16 protein-coding genes are annotated in these 20,590 nt (G+C 69.9%); 14 read left to right on the top strand and 2 right to left on the bottom strand.

Annotated features, from left to right (window positions below):
- Position 1 precedes the first annotated feature (1 nt).
- The 12 genes from CcI49_RS20595 (at position 2) to CcI49_RS20540 (ending at position 13,372) form a co-directional block, all read left to right on the top strand.
- Complete coding sequence (locus CcI49_RS20595) at positions 2-775, top strand: SDR family oxidoreductase (protein WP_054567786.1); 774 nt, start codon at positions 2-4, stop codon at positions 773-775.
- A gap of 97 nt (positions 776-872) precedes the next feature.
- Positions 873-2,066, top strand: a complete 1,194-nt coding sequence (locus tag CcI49_RS20590) for a sulfotransferase (RefSeq protein ID WP_076828732.1) — start codon at positions 873-875, stop codon at positions 2,064-2,066.
- The gene (locus tag CcI49_RS20585) at positions 2,056-3,105 is read left to right on the top strand and encodes a hypothetical protein (RefSeq protein ID WP_054567787.1); all 1,050 of its coding nucleotides are present in this window, start codon (positions 2,056-2,058) and stop codon (positions 3,103-3,105) included. Before CcI49_RS20590 ends, CcI49_RS20585 begins: the two co-directional genes overlap by 11 nt.
- Positions 3,102-4,031 (top strand): sulfate adenylyltransferase subunit CysD, encoded by a 930-nt coding sequence (gene cysD, locus CcI49_RS20580; protein WP_054567965.1) that lies wholly within the window; start codon positions 3,102-3,104, stop codon positions 4,029-4,031. The genes CcI49_RS20585 and cysD overlap by 4 nt, the downstream gene beginning before the upstream one ends.
- Entirely contained in the window at positions 4,031-5,965 is a 1,935-nt protein-coding gene (gene cysN, locus CcI49_RS20575; protein ID WP_076828705.1) for a sulfate adenylyltransferase subunit CysN, read from the top strand. Before cysD ends, cysN begins: the two co-directional genes overlap by 1 nt.
- Before the next feature lie 95 nt (positions 5,966-6,060).
- Positions 6,061-6,774: a 3'(2'),5'-bisphosphate nucleotidase CysQ gene (locus CcI49_RS20570; protein WP_054567966.1), complete on the top strand. Its 714-nt coding sequence runs from the start codon at positions 6,061-6,063 to the stop codon at positions 6,772-6,774.
- Between the two features lie 82 nt (positions 6,775-6,856).
- Positions 6,857-7,759, top strand: a complete 903-nt coding sequence (locus CcI49_RS20565) for an LLM class F420-dependent oxidoreductase (RefSeq protein ID WP_054567967.1) — start codon at positions 6,857-6,859, stop codon at positions 7,757-7,759.
- Between the two features lie 243 nt (positions 7,760-8,002).
- Positions 8,003-8,923, top strand: coding sequence for a TIGR03619 family F420-dependent LLM class oxidoreductase (locus tag CcI49_RS20560; RefSeq protein WP_054567789.1), 921 nt, complete (start codon positions 8,003-8,005; stop codon positions 8,921-8,923).
- Positions 8,924-9,249: 326 nt separating this feature from the next.
- Complete coding sequence (locus CcI49_RS20555; protein ID WP_054567790.1) at positions 9,250-10,452, top strand: PLP-dependent aminotransferase family protein; 1,203 nt, start codon at positions 9,250-9,252, stop codon at positions 10,450-10,452.
- A gap of 11 nt (positions 10,453-10,463) precedes the next feature.
- Entirely contained in the window at positions 10,464-11,423 is a 960-nt protein-coding gene (locus tag CcI49_RS20550; protein ID WP_054567968.1) for a D-alanine--D-alanine ligase, read from the top strand.
- Between the two features lie 175 nt (positions 11,424-11,598).
- Positions 11,599-12,564: a beta-ketoacyl-ACP synthase 3 gene (locus CcI49_RS20545; protein WP_054567791.1), complete on the top strand. Its 966-nt coding sequence runs from the start codon at positions 11,599-11,601 to the stop codon at positions 12,562-12,564.
- A gap of 73 nt (positions 12,565-12,637) precedes the next feature.
- A complete protein-coding gene (locus CcI49_RS20540) occupies positions 12,638-13,372 on the top strand; it encodes a DUF427 domain-containing protein (RefSeq protein ID WP_054567792.1) in 735 nt (244 codons plus the stop codon).
- Between the two features lie 111 nt (positions 13,373-13,483).
- Here the strand turns inward: CcI49_RS20540 and CcI49_RS20535 are convergent, their stop codons facing one another.
- Positions 13,484-14,704: a lipase family protein gene (locus tag CcI49_RS20535; protein WP_083473428.1), complete on the bottom strand. Its 1,221-nt coding sequence runs from the start codon at positions 14,702-14,704 to the stop codon at positions 13,484-13,486.
- A gap of 645 nt (positions 14,705-15,349) precedes the next feature.
- Here CcI49_RS20535 and CcI49_RS20530 point away from each other — a divergent pair.
- Both CcI49_RS20530 and CcI49_RS20525 read left to right on the top strand, forming a co-directional pair.
- The gene (locus CcI49_RS20530; RefSeq protein ID WP_076828703.1) at positions 15,350-16,465 is read left to right on the top strand and encodes a hypothetical protein; all 1,116 of its coding nucleotides are present in this window, start codon (positions 15,350-15,352) and stop codon (positions 16,463-16,465) included.
- 257 nt (positions 16,466-16,722) lie between these two features.
- A complete protein-coding gene (locus tag CcI49_RS20525) occupies positions 16,723-18,834 on the top strand; it encodes a serine/threonine-protein kinase (protein WP_076828701.1) in 2,112 nt (703 codons plus the stop codon).
- A gap of 10 nt (positions 18,835-18,844) precedes the next feature.
- Here CcI49_RS20525 and CcI49_RS20520 read toward each other — a convergent pair whose 3' ends face one another.
- Entirely contained in the window at positions 18,845-20,437 is a 1,593-nt protein-coding gene (locus CcI49_RS20520; RefSeq protein WP_076828698.1) for an AMP-binding protein, read from the bottom strand.
- Positions 20,438-20,590: the final 153 nt, after the last annotated feature.

Below are 20,590 nucleotides of genomic sequence, written 5' to 3'. Positions count from 1 at the left end.
CATGCGCGGACTCTCAGACAGGTCCTTCATCGTGGCGGGGGGGGCGACCGGTATCGGCGCCGGGGCGGCGCTGCGGCTGGGAGAGGAGGGTGCGGGCGTCGTCGTGGGTGACATCAACCTCGCCGGCGCGCAGGCGACCGTCGAGCGGATCACCAGGATCGGCGGCCAGGCGATCGCGGTGCACTTCGACCTCGCCGACGAGGAGTCCGTCCAGGCGCTGGTCGACGCGACGATCGCACGCTTCGGTGCCGTCGACGGCCTGTTCAACGTCGGCGCGGACCTCTCCCCCGGCAACCTCGGGCGGGACCGGACCCTGCTCGACACCGACCTCGACGTGTGGGCCCGCACGCTCGACGTCAACGTGGTCGGCTTCGTCCGGACGGCTCGCGCGGTTCTTCCGCACCTGCTCGCGAACGGCGGCGGGAGCATCGTCAACACCTCGTCGGGTGCGTCCGTCAGCGCCACAGATGGCAAGCGGCCCGCGTACGGGGCCTCCAAGTCGGCCGTCAACGCGCTCACCCGGCACATCGCGACCAACTGGGGCCGGGCGGGCGTGCGCTGCAACTGCGTGATGCCCGGCCTGGTCATGGGCGAGCTACAGGAACAGCAGAACGACATCGCCCTGCAGAAGATGTTCCTCGACCGGGTTCCCACGACCCGGCTGGGCCGCCCGAGCGACCTTGCCGCGGTGGTCGCGTTCCTGCTCTCCGACGACGCCGAATGGATCAACGGCCAGGTCTGGGCGATCGACGGCGGCGCCAACATGCGCAACTGACCCGCGGGCGACCCGGGAACAACCCGACAGACCGACAGACCGCAGGCGGACGGTTTCCCAGGCATGCGCGCCCACCTGCGTGCCCAAAGGAGTGATCATGGCATTACCTGACGAGCTGATGGACGCGGCCCGGGCGGCGACCGGGCTCGAGGACTTCGGTGAGCGGTCCTTCGAGGAAGGCCTGGAAATCCTCACCCGCGCCCTGCGGACCGAGGCGCGGCTGAACGCCACCGGGCAGGCGACGCTGCGCGGGCTTCTCGTCGGTCTCCTCTCCCAGCGCCTGCAGGTCGAGGACTGGTACCGACGCCATCCGGAGATCGACGACGAGCAGATCGTCGCGCCGCTGATCGGCCTGGGGCTGCCGCGCACCGGCTCGACCGCCCTTTCCTTCCTGCTCGCCGAGGATCCCGAGGCCCGCTCGCTGCGCATGTGGGAGGCCAACGCTCCGTGCCCACCGCCTTCTGTCGGCGAAGGCGTCGAGGACCGGATCGACCGCGGCCGGACGGAGGTGGAGTTCCGCACGAAGACGTCGCCGCGCCGCGGCCGGCTCGTGCCCGCCAGCRCCACCGGGCCGACCGAGTGCCAGAGCCTGATGGCGCTCGACTTCAAGGCGCACTACTTCCAGGCCTTCGCGCACATCCCCACCTATTCGAAATGGCTGCTCGAGAGCGCGGGCCTCACCACCACGTACCGGTACGAGCTGCGCGTCCTCAAACTGCTGCAGTGGGGTTTCCCGAACCAGCCCTGGCGACTCAAGTGCCCGTCCCATCTTCTTTTCCTGGACCAGCTCGCCGAGGTCTTCCCGGACGCCCGCTTCGTCATGACGCATCGGGATCCGGCCGAGGTCATGGTGTCGGTCGCGGACCTCTACGCCGCGGTCGCCCGCTCCTACTCCGACGACATCGACCTGCCCTACCTCGGCGCGCTCAACGTCGAGCACTGGTCGGTGGGAATGGAGCGAGCGCTGGCGTTCCGGGACAAAGGTGGCGACGGCCGGTTCTACGACATCGACTTCCGGGCCATGCAGCGTGATCCGATCGGTGAGGTGACCGGGCTGTACACCTGGCTGGGCGAGCCGGTCACCGCCGCCTTCGGAGCCGGAATGCGGCGCTGGTGGGAGGAGAACGCGCAGCAGCGCGAAGCCAACGTGCACCCGGACCCGGCCACCTTCGGCCTCGACATCGACGAGATCCGACCGCTGTTCGCCGCCTACACCACCCGGGCCGCGCAGTGGACCACCCGCGAGACCTCGACCAGCGGCGCAGAAGGGCACGGCCATCATGGCGACTGACCCGTCGATTTCCTTCTCCGGCGGCCTGCCCGCCGAGCGGGAGTACTTCTTCCCGGCCCGGCCGGACAATCCGCAGATGCGGGATTCGGCCAGCTTCTGGATCGCCGACGACAGGGGCGAGATCGGGCTGCCCCGGTTCGGGATCGAGGCCGTCGGTGCGAACTGGGACGAACACCTCGTCACGTTCAACCTGGTGTTCAGGGACGGCCGGGTCTACCGGCTGCGCGGCAAGGGCACCCCGCACTCACCGTTCAACGCCGCCGGCGAGCCGGCGATTCTCGGCGCCGGCGGGCTCGCGTTCGAGGTGATCGAACCGTACCGGACGTGGCGGGTGACCTACGACGGTCCGGCCGTCGCCACCACGTCACAGCGGCTCATCGACGGCGACCAGACCGGACCGACGGTCAACCTCCGCGTCGAGGTGAGCACCACGATGGCCGTGCCGCCGTGGGAGCAGGGCGCGCTCCTGACGGACGCGGCCGCGCTGCTGCACAACACCAGCGACGGCGACATGATGGGCCACGGCCCGCGGATCGAGCAGTTGTTCACCGCCGCCGGAACCGTCGAGGTCGACGGGGAGACACACACGTTCACCGGCAGTGGCCTGCGGATCAAGCGGCAGGGTGTGCGGCATCTGGAGGAGTTCCGCGGGCACGCCTGGCAGTCCGCGGTGTTCCCCAGTGGGAAGGCGTTCGGCTACATCACCTACCCGCCGCACCCGGACGGCCGGCCCGTCTTCAACGAGGGCTACCTCTATCTCGGCGAGGGGAAGCTCGTTCCCGCCCGGGTGGTCGAGGCGCCCTGGCTGCGCAGGCTGGTCCCGGCGGGTGACCCGGTGCCGGTGGTGTTCGAGTCCGAGCTCGGAATCACCCGCATCGAGGGTGTCACCGCGCTGACCACGCATGACACGGCCTTCCGGCCGGAGCTGCCGAACTTCCCGGTGCTGTTCCAGGGCGAATGCCGCTACACCTGGGACGGTGAGGAGACCTACGGCATGCTCGAGCGATCCACCGTGCGCGAACTGATCGAGTGGACATGAGCGCGGGAGGCAGTTCTCCGGCCGCGGGTCACCTGAGCCATCTGCAGCGCCTGGAGGCGGAGAGCATCCAGATCTTCCGGGAGGCCGCCGCCGAGTCGGAACGACCGGTGATGCTTTACTCGGTCGGCAAGGACAGCTCGGTCATGCTGCATCTGGCAATAAAGGCCTTCTACCCGTCGAAGCCGCCGTTCCCGCTGTTGCATGTGGACACGACGTGGAAGTTCCGGGCCATGTACGAGTTCCGTGACCGGCTGGTGGCCGAGCGGGGCCTGGATCTGGTCGTCCACCAGAACCCGGACGCGGTGCAGCGGGGCATCAACCCGTTCGACCACGGCTCCGCGCTGCACACCGACATCTGGAAGACCGAGGGCCTCAAACAGGCTCTGGACAAGTACGGGTTCGACCTCGCGTTCGGCGGGGCACGCCGCGACGAGGAGAAGTCCCGCGCCAAGGAACGGGTCTTCTCCATCCGCTCGGCGGCGCACCGGTGGGACCCGAAGGACCAGCGGCCGGAGCTGTGGAGTCTTTACAACACCCGCAAGGCACCGGGGCAGTCGATCCGGGTGTTCCCCCTGTCGAACTGGACCGAGCTGGACATCTGGCTCTACATCCACCGGGAGAACATCCCGATCGTCCCGCTCTACCTCGCCGCGCCACGGCCCGTCGTCGAACGCGACGGCGCGCTGATCATGGTGGATGACGACCGGATGCCGCTGGCCCCGGGCGAGGTCCCCGAGCAGCGCTCGATCCGCTTCCGGACACTGGGCTGCTACCCGCTGACCGGCGCCGTCGAGTCGGAGGCCTCGACACTCCTGGAAATCATCCAGGAGATGCTGCTGACGACGAGCTCGGAACGCCAGGGCCGGGTCATCGACCACGACTCGTCCGGGTCGATGGAGAAGAAGAAGCACGAGGGGTATTTCTGATGGCGCACGTGACCGACGATCTCGTCGCCGACGACATCGAAGAATACCTGCGCCGGCATGAGAACAAGTCGATGCTGCGGTTCATCACCTGCGGCAGCGTCGACGACGGCAAGTCCACCCTGATCGGCCGGCTGCTCTACGACGCGAAACTCGTCTTCTCCGACCAGCTCGCCGCCCTCGAATCCGACTCGAAGAAGGTGGGCACCCAGGGCGGCGACCTCGACTTCGCGCTGCTCGTCGACGGCCTGGCAGCCGAGCGCRAACAGGGCATCACCATCGACGTCGCCTACCGGTTCTTCTCCACCGAGAAACGCAAGTTCATCGTCGCCGACACCCCGGGCCATGAGCAGTACACACGCAACATGGTCACCGGCGCGTCGACGGCGCAGCTCGCGGTCATTCTCATCGACGCCCGCAAGGGGGTCCTCACCCAGACCCGGCGACACAGCTACCTGGTGTCACTACTCGGGATCCGTAACGTCGTCCTCGCGGTGAACAAACTCGACCTCGTCGACTACTCGCAGGACGTCTTCGCCGCGATCGAGGCCGACTACCGGGCCTTCGCCGCGCGGATCGGGCTGGAAGGCGACGCCATCCACGCCATCCCGCTCTCGGCGCTGCGCGGCGACAACATCACCGCGCCCTCGCCGAACACGCCCTGGTACACAGGGCCGACACTCGTCGGGCACCTGGAGACCGTCCAGATCGTCGACGCTGCCTCCGCCGGGCCGTTCCGGCTGCCGGTGCAGTGGGTGAACCGGCCCGACCTGGACTTCCGCGGCTTCTCCGGCCAGGTCGCCGGCGGCGTGATCCGCCCCGGCGACAAGGTCCGGGCCCTGCCCTCCGGCCGGGAAAGCACCGTCACCCGCATCGTCACCGCGGACGGCGACCTGCCCGCCGCCACCGCCGGGCAGTCCGTCACCCTCACCCTCGCCGACGAGATCGACATCTCCCGCGGCGACGTCCTCACCGCCGCCGACAACCCCGCCGAGGTCGCCGACCAGTTCGAGTGCCACCTCGTCTGGATGGCGGGCGAACCGATGCTGCCCGGCCGGCCCTACCTGCTCAAACTCGGCACCCGCACCGTCACCGCGACCATCGCCCAGCCGAAGTACAAGGTCAACGTCAACACCCTGGAACAGAGCGCGACGAAAACCCTCGAGCTCAACGAGATCGGCGTCGCGAACCTCAGCCTCGACCGGCCCGTCCCGTTCGACCCCTACACCGCCAACCGGAACACCGGCGGATTCGTTCTCATCGACCGCTTCACCCACGCCACCGTCGCCGCCGGCCTCCTGCACTTCGCGCTCCGCCGGTCGCACAACATCCACTGGCAGGCCGTCGAGGTCGACAAGGCCGCCCGCGCCCGGCGAAAGGACCAGCGCCCGGCCGTCGTCTGGTTCACCGGCCTGTCCGGCGCCGGCAAGTCGACCATCGCGAACCTCGTCGAGAAACGGCTCCACGACCAGGGTCACCACACCTACCTGCTCGACGGCGACAACATCCGCCACGGCCTCAACAAGGACCTCGGCTTCACCGAGGCCGACCGCGTCGAGAACATCCGCCGCGTCGCCGAAGTCGCAAAACTCATGGCCGACGCCGGTCTCATCGTGCTGACGGCGTTCATCTCCCCGTTCCGCGCCGAACGCCAGCTCGCTCGCGACCTCCTCGACGAAGGCGAGTTCGTCGAGGTCTTCGTCGACACCCCGTTGGACGTCGCCGAGGCCCGCGACCGCAAGGGCCTCTATGCCAAGGCCCGCCGCGGCGAACTGACCAACTTCACCGGCATCGACTCGCCGTACGAGGCGCCGATCCACCCCGAGATCCACCTCGACGCCTCCGGTGCCGCCCCCGCCGACCAGAGCGCCGAGCAGGTCGTCGCGTACCTCCGGGACGCCGGCCTTCTCGTCGCACCAGCCGAACAGGCCCCGTGACCAGCATGAACCAACTGACCGGAACGGATGATCCGAGCGACGCGAAGGATCTGACCAGCGCGGAGGATCTGACCAGCGCGGAGGGTGCGGCCGGCCTGGACGATCACGCGCTCGCCGCCTGGCTCGCCGGGCGGGCCGGCGCCCACCTGATCGCCATCCGTTCCCAGGGCGGGCAGGAAGGCGACCGGCAGTCCAACGAGCTGCTGCTGGACCTGCTGGCAGCGGCACGCCCCGACGACGCGGTCCTCTCCGAGGAGAGCGCCGACGACCTGGCGCGCCTGGACCGGGAGCGGGCCTGGGTCATCGACCCGCTCGACGGCACCCGCGAGTACGGCGAACCGCCCCGCGAGGACTGGGCCGTCCACGTCGCTCTGGCCGTGCGCGGCGAACCGGTGGTGGGCGCCGTCGCGTTGCCCGCCGCCGGTCTCGTCCTGCACACCGGCGCACCGCCGACGCTGGCCCCCCGCCCGCCGGGGCCGATCCGGCTCGCCGTCTCACGGACCCGCCCGCCGGCCTGCGTCGACCAGCTGCTCGGCCGACTGGACGCCGAACTGGTGCCGATGGGCTCCGCCGGCGCCAAGGCCATGGCGGTCGTCCGCGGCGAGGCCGATGTCTACGCCCATTCCGGCGGGCAGTACGAATGGGACTCCTGCGCACCCGTCGCCGTCGCCGCCGCCGCGGGCCTGCACGTCTCCCGGCTGGACGGAGCCGCCCTGCGCTACAACCAGCCGAATCCCTATCTCCCGGACCTTCTCATCTGCCGTCCGGCGCTCGCCGACCGCATTCTCGACGCCCTCCGGAACCTCTGACCCCGCCGCGGGAAACGGGCTCCGGCCGCCGGGTTCCCGACGGTGCGCGAATATTCCAAACAACTCAGGAAGTGACGTGGTGTTGCGCTTCATCTACCACTATCCGGAAACGAACGGAGCCGAGCGCGACATGCTCGACGCCGGTTCGCTGCAGGAAGTGGCGGCCGCGGCCGAGAAGGCCGGATTCCACGGATTCTGTCTCAGCGAGCATCCCGCCCCGGGCGCCCGCTGGCTCGACAACGGCGGCCATCAGAGCCTCGACCCGTTCGTCGCACTCGGATTCGTGGCGGCTGCCACCGAGCGGCTGCGGCTGCACACGAACCTGACCGTCGCACCGTATCGGAACCCGTTCCTGTTGGCGAAGGCCGCGGCGACCGTCGACAAGCTCTCCGGCGGGCGCATGGTGCTCGGTCTCGGGACCGGTTACATGAAATCCGAGTTCCACGCGCTCGGGGTGGACTTCGAGGAGCGCAACACCCTGTTCGACGAGGCGCTGGACGTCCTTCCGCTGCACTGGAGCGGCGAACCGTTCAGCTACCGGGGCGTGCATTTCGAGGCTCGCAACGTCATCGCCCGGCCGCGGCCGCTCCAGGCACCCATCCCGATCTGGATCGGCGGGAACTCGAAGCTGACCCGCCGCCGGGTCGCCCAGCGTGCGCAGGGCTGGATGCCGCTGATCGGGCCGCCGGAGCTCAGCAGCGCCGTCCGCACGGCCGCGATCGGCTCGCTGGCCGACCTCGCCGAGCGCATCAGCGAGGTCCGTGACGCCGCTGCGGCCGCCGGGCGCACGGACATGATCGACGTGCAGTACTCCTACAAGGACCGGTCCATGGCCACGCCCACCCTCGACGCCGACCGGCACCGCGCGGCCCTGGCCGACATCGAGAAGGCCGGCGTCACCACCGTCGTCATCTCCAGCCCGTCGGTCTCGGCCCAGGCCACCGTCGAGTTCCTCGAGGCCTTCGGCGCCACCTACCTGTTCTGACAGCCCACGAGACGACCGACAACCGGAGCCTTTACCTCCATTTCGCTGCGATGAAAGGCAGCTCACTGCTAGAGTCCGCCATCGTGCTGGAGTTGGGCCAGTAGCGGGCAGCTGTTCGGAGTGGCCGACGAGTTCCGCTCGGCCGCTCCGCAGCCCGGTTCCTCGGTCCGGCGAATCATCCTGGCTTCGGCACACCATGCCGACGCCCGTCGATGATTCCGACCCGGCCACCGAGGAGAGAACGTGAAACTGGGCTTTGCCATGCCGCATCTGTTGCGACTGAAGGCCACCTGCCAGCCGTGGGAGGCAGCCGTGACCGGCGCCGACCAGACCCGACTGGCACGGTGGGCGGAGAAGCTCGGCTACGCCATGATCGCGGTGCCCGAGCACCACATCATTCCCAGGGCACATGTCGACCTGTCGGGGCCGCACTATTTCAGCGCCTTCCCGGCCATGGGTTACTGGGCGGGCGCGACGGAGCAGATCCGGGTCAACTCCTGCATCTCGATCCTGCCGTTGCAGAACCCGATCGTGACCGCGAAGGCGATCTCCACGATCGACTGGCTTTCCAGCGGCCGGGTCACGGTGACGTTCGCGGTCGGCTGGCTCAAGGAGGAGTTCGACATCCTCGGTGTTCCCTTCCACGAGCGCGGTGCGCGGGCCGAGGAGTACATCCGAGCGATCATCGAGCTGTGGACCAGCGACACGCCGGAGTTCGAGGGGCGGTTCGTCTCGTTCCGGGATGTCGCCTTCGAGCCGAAGCCCGTCCAGAAGCCGCATCCGGTGGTCTGGTTCGGCGGTGACGCCGACCCGGCACTGCGGCGGGTCGCCCGCTACTCGTCCGGGTGGTGGCCGTTCCTCACCAGGCCCGAGGACATTCCGGCCCGGCTCGACTTCATCAGATCCCAGCCCGACTACAACGGCCGTCTGGCCGAGGTGTTCTACGGCCTGGGCACCGCCCGCATCGGCGAGGGCCATGCCGTCAGGAAGGACCCGCACGCCCGGCCTGGAATGCCGAAGCAGGAGATCATCGACCGCCTCGGCTGGTTCTCGGAACTCGGCGTCACCATGAGCTCGGTGCCCGTTCCCAGCCTCAACCACATCGAGGAGTACTACGACTACACCCAGTGGGTCGCCGAGGAGATCATGCCCGCGATTCGCTGACGTGGCAGGCACTTCTACGCGCCGGTCGGGGAACTCGGACCTACTCGCGGCACCTAGGAAGCGAGGGATTGGCCCCGTCGACTCCGAAGCTCTACCGGCTCCCGCCCCAGGGTGCGGGGCCGCCCCCGGTCCTCAATCCGACCCGGCCGCCTCCCCCAGTCGGTTAACGATCATCCCCGGCGGAACTCGCGGGCCATGCGCGCGCCGGGGCGATAAGGTCCCCCCGACGTCGACGATGGGGTAGACGGATGGACACGCAACAGCCGGTGGACAGCACAGGCCCGCGCGATCGCTGGTGGGGTTCCTACGCGAGCCGGGCATCCGGGATGCTCGCCTCCGAGGTCCGGGCCCTGTTCGCGGTCGCGAGCCGGCCGGAGATCGTCTCCCTCGCCGGCGGCATGCCCGCCGTCGACGCGCTCCCCCTCGAAGCGGTCGCGGCCACCACGTCAGACCTGATCACCCGGCGCGGGGCGGTCGCGCTGCAGTACGGCTCGGCGCAGGGCGACCCGCAGCTGCGGGCCCGGATCTGCGATGTGATGGCCATGGAGGGCATCACGGACGCCCACCCGGACAACGTGGTGGTGACCGTCGGCTCACAGCAGGCGCTGGACCTGCTCACCAGGGTGTTCATCGACCCCGGGGACGTCGTCCTCACCGAGGGCCCGACGTACGTCACCGCGATCAACACATTCGCCGCCTACCAGGCGCGGGTCGTGCACGTGCCGATGGACGCCGACGGGCTCAGCCCGGAGGCGCTCCGGGAGACCCTGGCCCGGCTTGCCACCGAAGGCTCCCGGGTGAAGATGCTCTACACGGTGCCGACGTTCCAGAACCCGAGCGGTGTCACCCTCACGGTCCCGCGCCGTGGCGAGGTGGTCGAGGCCTGCCGGCGCGCCGGGGTGCTGGTGGTCGAGGACAACCCGTACGGGCTGCTCTCGTTCAACGGCGATCCGATCCGCGCGATGCGCGCGGACGCCCCCGACGATGTCGTCTACCTGGGCTCGTTCTCGAAGACGCTCGCGCCGGGGATGCGGGTCGGCTGGGCGCTGGCGCCGCCTCCGGTGGCGGCCCGTCTGGTCCTCGCCGCGGAGTCCGCGATTCTGTCGCACTCGATGTTCACCCAGCTCACAGTCGAGCAGTACCTGGCGACCCAACCGTGGCCCGAGCAGCTCAAAGCCTTCCGGGAGATGTACCGGGAACGCCGGGACGCCATGCTCGAAACCCTCGCCGAGACCATGCCGGCCGACAGCACCTGGACCCGGCCGGACGGCGGGTTCTTCATCTGGCTCACGCTGCCGGAAGGCGTCGACGCGAAGGCGATGCTGCCCCGGGCGATCGCCGCCCGGGTCGCCTACGTCCCCGGAACCGGCTTCTACGCGGATGGATCCGGCCGAAACGCGATCCGGATCTCCTACTGCTATCCGCCACCGGACCGGGTCCGTGAGGGCGTGCGCCGGCTCGCCCGGGTGTTGCACGCCGAGCTCGACCTACGCGACACGTTCGCCCCCCGCCGTCCCAACGACCAGTGAAGGGCACCACGATGACCGACCTGGGACGTGTGCTCGTCCTCGCCGGAGGCCTGTCCGTCGAGCGGGAGGTCTCACTGAGTTCAGGCAGCCGGCTCCACGAGGCGCTGAGCCGCATCGGGGTCGACACCGAACTCCGTGACGTCGACGACGCGACCCTGACCGCGCTCGCGGGGGACCCGCCCGCGGTCGTGATCCCTGTCCTGCACGGAACCTCCGGGGAGGACGGCACGATCCGCGAGGTGCTCGACCTGTACGGTCTGCCGTACGTCGGCGCGGAACCGGCGGCGTGCCGATCAGCGTTCGACAAGGCCGCCGCGAAGGCGACCGTGACCGCGTCCGGGATCAGCACCCCGCGGGCCGTCACGCTGCCCCGTGAGGCGTTCCACGATCTGGGTGCGGCCCAGCTCATCGACCGTGTTGTGGGCCGGCTCGGCCTGCCGCTGGTGGTGAAGCCCCGCGCGGGCGGGTCGTCGTTCGGAGTCGGGCGGGTCGAGGAGGCCGGGCAGCTCGCCGAGGCGCTGATGGCCTGCTTCGGCTATCACGACTGGGCGCTCATCGAGCAGGCCGTCACCGGCGTTGAGATCGCCGTCGGTGTCGTGGACACCGGCAGTGGTCCGATCGCACTGCCCGCGGTCGAGATCGAGCCGGTGACCGGCCCGTACGACTACGCCGCGCGGTATACCCCGGGCGCCACCACGTTCATCACCCCGGCCCGGCTGCCCGCCGCGGTGCTGGACGCCGCAGCGGCAGCGGCCGTCACGGCACACCAGGCGCTCGGGTTGCGTGACCTGTCCCGCACGGACCTGATCGTGGACGCCGCCGGGGTGCCGCGGTTCCTGGAGGTGAACGTGGCGCCGGGGATGACCGACACCAGCACCTGGCCGATGGGTCTGGAAGCCGCCGGACTTGAGTTCGGGGTGGTGTGCCGGGACCTGGCGGCAGCCGCGCAGAACCGGTCCCGGCGTCGCTGACCGGCAGGCGCGGTCCTCCGGCCGCACCGACCGCACCGACCGCACCGACCGCACCGACGATCACAACAGGTACGGAACCGACCCCGTAGAGCCACCCAATCCAACCCCCGAGCAGCGATTATTTGGCGTCCTATATTTTTATGGCCGCCTAGATTGCGGATCTTGAGGGGGACATATGGCGGACGGTGTCAGGCACGCGGCGCGGCCGGCCGGAACCCGGTTGCTGGGCCTCGGGGCCTACCGCCCGGCACAGCTGATCACCAGCGAGGAGCTGGGCCACCGCTTCGGCCGCACGGCCCAGTGGATCGAGTCCCGCACCGGTTTCGCGACCCGGCGGGTCGCCGCGGCGGACGAGACCGTGCACAGCATGGCGACCGTGGCGGCGCAGGAGGCGGTGCACGACAGCCAGGTGTCCGCGGCGGAGATCGACCTCGTCATCGCGGCGACCTGCAGCACCGACGGGACGGGCGGCGTCGCCGCCGAGGTCGCCGCCGCGTTGGGCGCGCCGCACGCGGGGGCCCTCGACCTCAACGCCGCCTGCGCCGGCTTCTGCTACGCGGTCGCGGCGGCCTCGGACGCGGTGCGGGCCGGTTCGGCGCGCCACGTGGTCGTCGTCGCGTCCGAGAAGATGACGGCGCGGGTCGACCCCGATGACCTGGGCACATCGATCATCTTCGGGGACGGGGCCGGCGCAGCTGTGATCGGCCCGGGCGGCGACGACGCGATCGGGCCGGTCGTCTGGGGCCACGACGGCTCCCAGTCGTCGCTCATCCGGATCGACGAGACCACCGGTCGGCTGCGGATGGAGGGCCAGGCGGTCTTCCGGTGGGCCGTCTCCACCGCCCTCGACGTCGCGCTCGCCGCCTGTGCGCGGGCCGGGATCTCGCCGGCCGATCTGGCCGCCTTCGTCCCGCACCAGGCCAACCTGCGCATCGTGGACGCCGTCGCGGCCAAGATCGGCGCGACCTCGGCCGTGGTCGCCCGCGACGGCGCCGACTGCGGGAACACCTCGGCCGCGTCCATCCCACTCGCGCTGCACGGGCTGCGCCGCCAGCGCGCGGTCGCCGCGGGAGACCTGGCGCTGCTGGTCGGCTTCGGCGCCGGGCTGAGCTGGGCCGCCCAGGTCGTCCGCGTGCCCTGACAGCCTCCGCGTCCCGCCACCGGGACAAGCGCTGTCCTGCACGCGGACCGGCCCGGCTGACACACTTCGAGCCATGAGCCTCACCGCCGCCCAGGGGCCGCTGGGCCCGACGCCCGCCGGGCGCTTCTCCGCCCCGGTGCCCGCCGGTGTCGTCTATGTCGAGCCGCACCCGCGCCGGGTGCAGGCCGTCCGCGACGGCCAGAAGGTGATCGACACCGAGGCGGCGGTGCTCGTGCACCGGTCGATGCGGCCGCTGGCCTACGCGTTCCCGCTCGACGTGGTGGGCACCCTGCCCGGCGAGCCGCTGCCCGAGGCACCGGGCTATTTCACGATCCCGTGGGACGCCGTCGACGAATGGTGGGAGGAGGGGCGCCGGCTCGTGCACTACCCGGCGAACCCCTACCACCGGGTCGACTGCCGGCCGACGACGCGCCGCCTGCGAGTCGAGGCCGCCGGTGAGGTCCTGGTGGACACGTCCGACACCGTGATCCTCTTCGAGACGTCGCTGAACGCCAGGCTCTACGTGGATCCGGTGCACGTCCGGACCGACCTGCTGCGGCGCAGCGGCACCACGAGCTACTGCAACTACAAGGGCAACGCCACCTGGTGGACGGCCGTGGTCGGCGACACCGTCCTCGCGGACGTCGCCTGGAGCTACGACGAGCCGTTGCCCGAGAGCCTGCAGGTCGGCGGCTTCCTCAGCTTCGACCCGGAGGTCTGCACGGTCACCGCGGAACTCCCGGCCGGGTCCGTCATGCCGGAGAACATGTGCGACGGCTCGTGCGCGGTCCCCGTCCGCGTGGGCTGAGCGCTCCTGCTCCCCCGCGAAGTATTCCCTGGAAACACGAGTGGTGTGCCGGGCCGACAATCGCGGCCGGCCCGGCACACCATCTGCGCTTAGTGCTGACTGTCTGCCAGATCAGCAGTCGCGGGTGAAGGGCTTGTTGGCGAAGCGGTCGGCGAGGAAGTTCACGGCGTCACTCTGCGAGGTGAAGATGACGGTGGCGTGCTCGCCGAGGTAGTCCTTCCAACGGACAGGTGCCCCCGCCGCGCAGTAGGTGTCCTTCAACGCCACGCCCTGCGGCCGCGCGACCAGTTCGTCGATCGGCCAGGCGTGCCACATGAAGGTCGGCACCTTCGGCGCGACCGCGCCCAGCTTCTGCTCGTTGAGGCGGGTCTGCCAGGCCACGGTGTTCAGCGGGTTGCTCGTCGTGTAGTCGCTGATCTTCCGGAACGGGTAGATGATCAGTGATTCCACACAGTCGTCACTGAAGTCACCGAAGAACTTCTTGCCGTTGGCGTTGAGGTAGCTTTCCAGGTCCAGTTCGGGGTAGGCCGCGTCGAGCCCGAGGGCGGCCATCGCCAGGACGGCGAAACCGAGGCCGCCGTCAAGCTGCTTGGAGACCGCCAGCAGATCGGCGGGAATGCCGCCGGCCGAGATGGCCTTCAGGTTCAGTTCCGGGGCGTAGCTGGGCTGCAGTTCGCCGGCCCACGCGGCGGCGCCGCCACCCTGCGAGTAACCCAGCAGGCCGACGGGGTTCGCGGTGCTCAGGCCGGTCTCCGGCAGCCGCTGGGCGGCGCGCACGATGTCGAGGACCGCACGGCCCTCGGAACGACCGACGACGTAGGTGTGTGTCCCGGGGGTGCCGAGCCCTTCGTAGTCGGTCATTGTCACGGCGAAGCCCTTGGCGAGTGCCTTGTCGATGAAGCCCTGGTTCTGGGCAACACTGACCAGCGGGTTCTTCGACGGGGCGCATCCGTCGCCCAGACCGACGGTGCCGGAGCCGAGCGAGACGATCGGCATGCCGACCGGGCTCTTGCCCTTCGGCACGTAGATCGTGCCGGAGACCGCGTTCGGCTGCCCCAGCGCGTTCTGGGAGAGGTACAGGACGAGGTACGAGCTCGCGTTGCCGGAATCGGCCTGCTTGCGGTACCAGATCACGTCACCGGGATTACCCGCGGGCAGCGGGGACGGTGGGGTGTAGAAGGCATCGCCGGCCGGTCCTTCGACAGCGGCGGCGGCAGGAGTGGCGATCGCGGCCGGAAGCACGACGCCCAGCGTGGCAAGTGCCAGCGCTGCCGCGAGTGAGCCGATTTTCGTTCGTGACCACAGACCTCGGCTCGATAAGTTCGGGCGCATGTCGATCAACCTTCTTTCCTTGTCCCGGTAACGGCGCGGCAGCGGTCGCGACCGATCCCCGGAGCCGGGAGGGCTCCGGACAACAGCGCGGCCGAGCACCGCCTTCCAGCAAGTTACCGGTGGGTGTTACCAGCGGGTGTTACCTACCGGTAGGGTCCGGACCGTAGCAAGTCCGGCGCCTTTTGCCCATACCGAGACTGGAATCACGTCTCGAAGCGCCCTCGACTGCGGTCTCCAGCTGCCCGAATCCCGGGGTCACCGGACCGGGGCACAGCCTTGCGGCGACCCGGCGAGCGAACGGTCTTCCCAGCTCAGGAGCGTTATCGACCGCTTCTCACCCGCGCTGGAGGGGTGCCGGCGCGGGCAGGGCCGGAGCCACGCCGAGGCCGGATCCGGCGGGGTTCCGACGCGGCTCACCGCCTGGCACCAAAGTGGTCTTTCGTTCGGGGCAACCGGGTGATTCCGACGTCAGATGCGGGCAACCACCGGTCGGCGGGTGCCGCCGTTGACGGTGTTCCACGCTCGTCGAGGCCCAGTTCTCCCCACTCATGCACAACCGGCCCCCGAAGTTTCGCCGCGCATGATCCCCTGAGGTGACATGTGTCTTACTCAGTGCGCTCACACGGAGACGGGGGTCTGACCGGTATGCCCGAGCACCTGACCGGGAACGTCCTGGAGGCCGACTACCTCGTCGACCTTTCCAACGTCGTTCGGCGACCGGGACCACGAGGGCCGGGGCTCTACCGGCTTGACCAGGTCATCGACGCGCTGATCGACCGGGACCACGACCCCGACGTGGTCCTCTATCTCGTCGCCGACCGCAGCCTCCCCCATGCCGGGCTGCCGCACGCGGACACCCGCACGCTGCGGGACTGGGAACAGGCGGGGCTGGTCGAGCTGCTCGGCGACGCGGACGTCCGGCTGCTGGAGCTCGCCGAGCTCACCGGGCTCAGTGTCATCACCCGAGACCGCTACCGTGGCCATCGCACCGAGTTCCCCTGGCTGCAGGGCAACAAGGACCAGTTCATCGAGCCGTTCATCGAGCGCGACGAACACGAAGGGCACCACGGGCACCAGGGGCCGGACGGACCCGAAGGGCGCCTGCTCCTACGCGACGTCGACATGGGGGTCGTGGACGACTGGAACATCTCTCGTTATGCCGAGCACGACGTCCTGAAAAAACAGGGTGTGCTGACCCGGTTCGACGTCCTCGAACGTGCGTGGCGCTGCCCGCACCACGCCTGCACCCTCTATGACCGCGACCACGGCAGTTTCGTGCTGATCCCGCGGATCCGGGCCGGCGAGCCGACCTGCGAGCTRCACGGCTCGCGGCTGCTCGACGAAGGCCCCCGCCCCGGCGCCGCCGCGATGAAGGTCCTCGTCGACCGCAGGTGCGTCGACCGGTTCGTCATCCCCTCCGGCACCGAGGTGGTGGTCGGCCGGGCGCCGGTGGACGGCYATTCCCTCGACCCCTGGCTGGCCAACCACGAACGCCTCAAGGTCAGCCGCCGCCATTTCGCCCTGTCGTTCGCGGACGGGAACCTGACCATCCGGGACGTCAGCACGTACGGCACCCACCTTCAGCTCGCGCCCGGCGCCCCGCTGACCGTGCTGCGCGGCACCGAACGAATTCTGGGCGTGGGCGAGAAGGTGCGATGCACCCGCCGGATCACCCTCACCCGCAGCGGCCGCCGCTTCCCGAACGAACTACGCACCAAGCGTGCCCAGCTGACAACAGAAGACCACGAGGCCACCCAGTAAGCCAGAGCTGTCGCACTGACCGATTAACCCACAACCCGCCGATGACGACCGGCAAGCATACCCACGTGCGCGGACATACCTGTCCGCACCGGACCGACAGGCAAGTCCGTGGCGGGCCTGTTTGACGGCAGCCTGTACCCACGTCGGGGTGCGGCGTTCGAGTGATTAGAGTTGTGCGCCACGCGCCGGCGCAGGCGCGACTCAGAGCCGGTCACGCGCGCCTGTTGCGCATGTCCTGACAGGGGAGACACCGGGTCATGCTTCTTGACCAGGCACGGGTGGCAGCGGCGCTGCCCGGCTACGATCTCGGCAACGAGATCGGCGCGGGATCCTTCGGACTGGTACTGGCAGGCTGGCACCGCAACCTGCAACGCGAGGTGGCGATCAAGGTGCTGGCCTCGGGCGGGCGTCGCCGGCCCTTCGGCGCCGGCGAGGCGCAGATAATGGCGAGTCTCGACCACCCGCATATCGTCCGCGTCCATGACTTCCGCCCAGGTGACGACTTCGATGTGATCGTGATGGAGATGCTGGCCGGCGGAAGCCTTTCCCGCCGGCAACGAGAAATGGGTCAGGAGGAGTTCTGCGCGGTCGGCCTGGCGGTCGCCGGGGCCCTGAGCTACGCGCATTCTCGTGGCGTGCTGCACCGTGACATCAAGCCCGACAATGTGATGTTCGATTTTGCGGGCCATGTGAAGGTGGTCGATTTCGGGATAGCGAAGCGGGTGTTCGGGTCCGCGGCCACCGCGAGCGCGGTCATCGGCACCCCGTTATTCATGGCCCCTGAGCAGGTCGCACGCGGCCGGCTTGGACCGGCCACAGATCTGTACGCGTTGGGCATGATGCTCTTCCTGCTGCTCGCCGGGAAGACTCCCTTCGACGGTGAATGGTCTGACGAGGTCTTCGGAGAACCTCACCTGGCACGGCCCGGCCACAGTATTCGGCGCCCGGCCGGGGTTCCTCCATCAGTCGCCGACGTAATACTGCGGGCGCTGGCGAAGGACCCGGGGGGCCGGCCGCCGTCCGCGAAGGCATTCGCGATCGACCTCGCCGAAGCGGCCGCGGACAGCTACGGCCCGGGCTGGCTCGGTCGCTCGGGGATCCGGGTGCATCTGGACGACGACGTCCGTGCCGCTGCCGAGGCTCGCTCCGTCCTCCCGATCGCGGTAGCGGCCGCGACCATTCCGCGAACGATCGACCCCGCTGGCCAACCGGCGCCAGCTCCGAATCCATCCCGGTCCGCCCGGTCTGGGCAGCAGAAGTCGCGCTCGCATCGCCGCTCCACGCGGCCGCGACTCCGTCGGCGTGGCGCGGCAGCCACCGGCGTGCTGCTGCTGTCCGCGGTCGCCGCACTTCTCTTCGCCACCATCAGCCGGGGAGCAGGTGACACCAGACCCCATCAGGTGGGTCTGCTGGAGGGCCACACCGACTGGGTGACGGCCGTTGCCTTCTCTCCGAACAGGCGCACGCTGGCCAGCGGCGGCCGGGACAGAGCGGTACGGCTGTGGGATGTGAGTGATCCATTCCACGCGCATCCAATCGGTGCTCCCCTGCTCGGGCACACCGACGGAGTCACCTCGGTCGCCTTCTCTCCCGACGGGCGGACCCTGGTCTCCGCCGCCAAGGACAGCACAGTGCGCCTGTGGGACGTCACCGACCCGTCCAGGGCTCGTTCTCTCGGCACCCCGCTGCCAGTGGCCGGCGGCTACGCGCACGCGGTGGCGTTCCCGTCGTTCGCGGGCCGCGTCATGGATGGACGTGGACGTGTTCTGGCCAGCGGCGGCGAAGTCGGCCGGGTGCAGTTGTGGGATCTCACTGATCCGTCCGCGCCGCGACCGTTCGGTCAGTCTTTCGCCGCACACGACGACCTGGTGTGGTCGGTCGCGTTGTCCTCGGAAGCGCGAACGCTGGCCAGCGGCAGCCTGGACGGCACCGTGCGGCTGTGGGACGTGAGCGATCCGGATCATCCTCACCCGCTCGGCGCACCGCTGGACGGTCACCGCGGTGGCGTCTACACGGTGGGGTTCGCACCCGATACCCGGACGCTCGCCAGCGGCGGAAAGGACGCTCTGATCCGCCTGTGGGATGTGACCGACCCTGCCAGCCCGCGGCCTCTCGGGCCGCCGTTGACCGGCCACACCAGCCTCGTCTGGCAGGTGGCGTTCGCTCCGGACGGGCACACCCTGGCCAGTGTGGCCGCCGACCACACTGTGCGGTTGTGGGACCTCACCGACCGGACGTCAGCACGCCCTCTCGGGCACCCTTTGGTCGGGCACACCAACTGGGTGACGTCAGTTGCGTTCTCCCCGGACGGGCACCTTGTGGCCAGCGGCAGCTGGGACAGAACTGTCCGGTTATGGGCGGTCCGGTGACCTCCGGCTATCAGATACGTTTTTCCTGGCCGGCCCAGGCCTGCTCGCGCAGCACATATTTCTGGATCTTGCCGGTGGACGTCTTCGGCAGCTCGCCGAACTCGACGATCCGCGGGGCCTTGAAGCGGGCGAGACGTCCGCGGACATGGTCGACGATCTCCTCGGCGGTCGCCGACGCTCCCTCGTGGAGGGTCACGTACGCGGCCGGGACCTCGCCCCACCGGTCGTCCGGGACGGCGATCACGGCGACCTCCAGCACCGCGGGATGGTCCGCGATGGCCTGCTCCACCTCGACCGACGTGATGTTCTCCCCGCCGGAGATGATGACGTCCTTGCTGCGGTCGCGCAGCTCGACGTAGCCGTCGGGGTGCAGGACGCCCAGGTCGCCGGTGTGGAACCAGCCGTCGGGCGCGGCGGCGACGGTGGCCTCGGGGTCCTTGAAGTAGCCGAGCATGATGTTGTTGCCGCGCAGCACGATCTCGCCGACCGAACGGCCGTCGGCGGGCAGGTCGGCGCCGGCGGAGTCGACGACCCGCACCACGCAGGAGATCATGTTCCCGACACCCTGGCGTGCCTTCAGCCGGGAGCGGGCCGCGTCGTCGAGGGCGTCCCATTCGGGCCGCCAGTCGCAGATCATCGCGGGGCCGAAGGTCTCGGTGAGCCCGTACAGGTGCGTGACGTCGAAGCCGAGCGCCGCCATCCGCCGCAGGATCGCCGGGGACGGCGGCGCCCCGCCGGTCGCCACCCGCACCGGCGGGCCGGCCAGCGGCGCGGCCTCGGGTGCGTAGGCGAGCATCGACAGCACGGTCGGCGCGCCTTCCAGGTGGGTCACGCCCTCGGCGCAGATCAGCTCCCACACCCGCGCCGGGTCGACCCTGGGCAGGCAGACGTGGGTGGCCGCCGCCGCCGTCACCGCCCACGGGAAGCACCAGCCGTTGCAGTGGAACATCGGCAGGGTCCACAGGTGCACCGAGGATGTGGACAGCCCGGTGTGCCCGACCATCGCCAGTGCCTGCAGGTAGGCGCCGCGGTGGTGGTACATGACGCCCTTGGGCCGGCCGGTCGTCCCGGAGGTGTAGTTGATCGACAGCAGCGCTCGTTCGTCCGTGGGCGTGATCGCGGTCGGTGTGGCGGCGGCCAGCATCTCCTCGTATCGCTCGTCCGCCCGGATCAGCAGCGGCGGATGGGCAACGCCGCCGAGGCCGGCGACCGCGGCCGCGACCAGGTCATCGAACTGCGGGTCGTGGATGAGGACCGCGGCCTCGGAGTGCTCGAGGATGTAGGCGATCTCGCCGGCGGACAGCCGGGTGTTGACGGCGACGAGGGGCACCCCCGCCCACGGCACGCCGAAGCTCGCCTCCAGCAGGACATGGGTGTTCGGCGCGAGGACCGCGACGGGCCGCCCGCCGGCGGGACCGACGAGCGCTCCCGCCAGCCGGCGGCACCGGTCCCGCAGCTCGCGGTAGGTCCAGCGGTGGTCACCGTCGACCACGGCGAGCCGGTCGCCGTGCGCGGCGGCGGCCCGGTCGAGGTAGGCCACCGGAGTCAGGGGCTCGAACGACAGCGCGTCGAGCCTCGCCCGCTCGGCTCCCGGCCTCGGCATCGAGCCCGCCATCGACCCCGGCCCGAAGCCCGACCCGGACTCCGACTCAGACTCCGGCTCCGGCTCCGGCTCCGTTAATTCAGGCACGTGCGGCACAGCCGTCTCCTTCGTGCGGACGCGGCCGGCTGCCTGTCGCGGGCGTTGGAGGGGCCC

Origin of the sequence: Frankia sp. CcI49 (assembly GCF_001983215.1) — a bacterium.
Classification (GTDB): domain Bacteria; phylum Actinomycetota; class Actinomycetes; order Frankiales; family Frankiaceae; genus Parafrankia; species Parafrankia irregularis.
The sequence above is the reverse complement of the archived record's forward strand: the minus strand, read 5'-3'. Positions and strand labels throughout refer to the sequence as shown.

Coding starts and splice junctions, on each gene's coding strand:
- CcI49_RS20520 (WP_076828698.1), bottom strand. CDS start 20,437: ATGCCGAGGCCGGGAGCCGAGCGGGCGAGGCTCGACGCGCTGTCGTTC.
- CcI49_RS20550 (WP_054567968.1), top strand. CDS start 10,464: ATGACCGACCTGGGACGTGTGCTCGTCCTCGCCGGAGGCCTGTCCGTC.
- CcI49_RS20595 (WP_054567786.1), top strand. CDS start 2: ATGCGCGGACTCTCAGACAGGTCCTTCATCGTGGCGGGGGGGGCGACC.
- CcI49_RS20525 (WP_076828701.1), top strand. CDS start 16,723: ATGCTTCTTGACCAGGCACGGGTGGCAGCGGCGCTGCCCGGCTACGAT.
- CcI49_RS20545 (WP_054567791.1), top strand. CDS start 11,599: ATGGCGGACGGTGTCAGGCACGCGGCGCGGCCGGCCGGAACCCGGTTG.
- CcI49_RS20585 (WP_054567787.1), top strand. CDS start 2,056: ATGGCGACTGACCCGTCGATTTCCTTCTCCGGCGGCCTGCCCGCCGAG.
- CcI49_RS20555 (WP_054567790.1), top strand. CDS start 9,250: ATGCTCGCCTCCGAGGTCCGGGCCCTGTTCGCGGTCGCGAGCCGGCCG.
- cysD (WP_054567965.1), top strand. CDS start 3,102: ATGAGCGCGGGAGGCAGTTCTCCGGCCGCGGGTCACCTGAGCCATCTG.
- CcI49_RS20535 (WP_083473428.1), bottom strand. CDS start 14,704: ATGCGCCCGAACTTATCGAGCCGAGGTCTGTGGTCACGAACGAAAATC.
- CcI49_RS20540 (WP_054567792.1), top strand. CDS start 12,638: ATGAGCCTCACCGCCGCCCAGGGGCCGCTGGGCCCGACGCCCGCCGGG.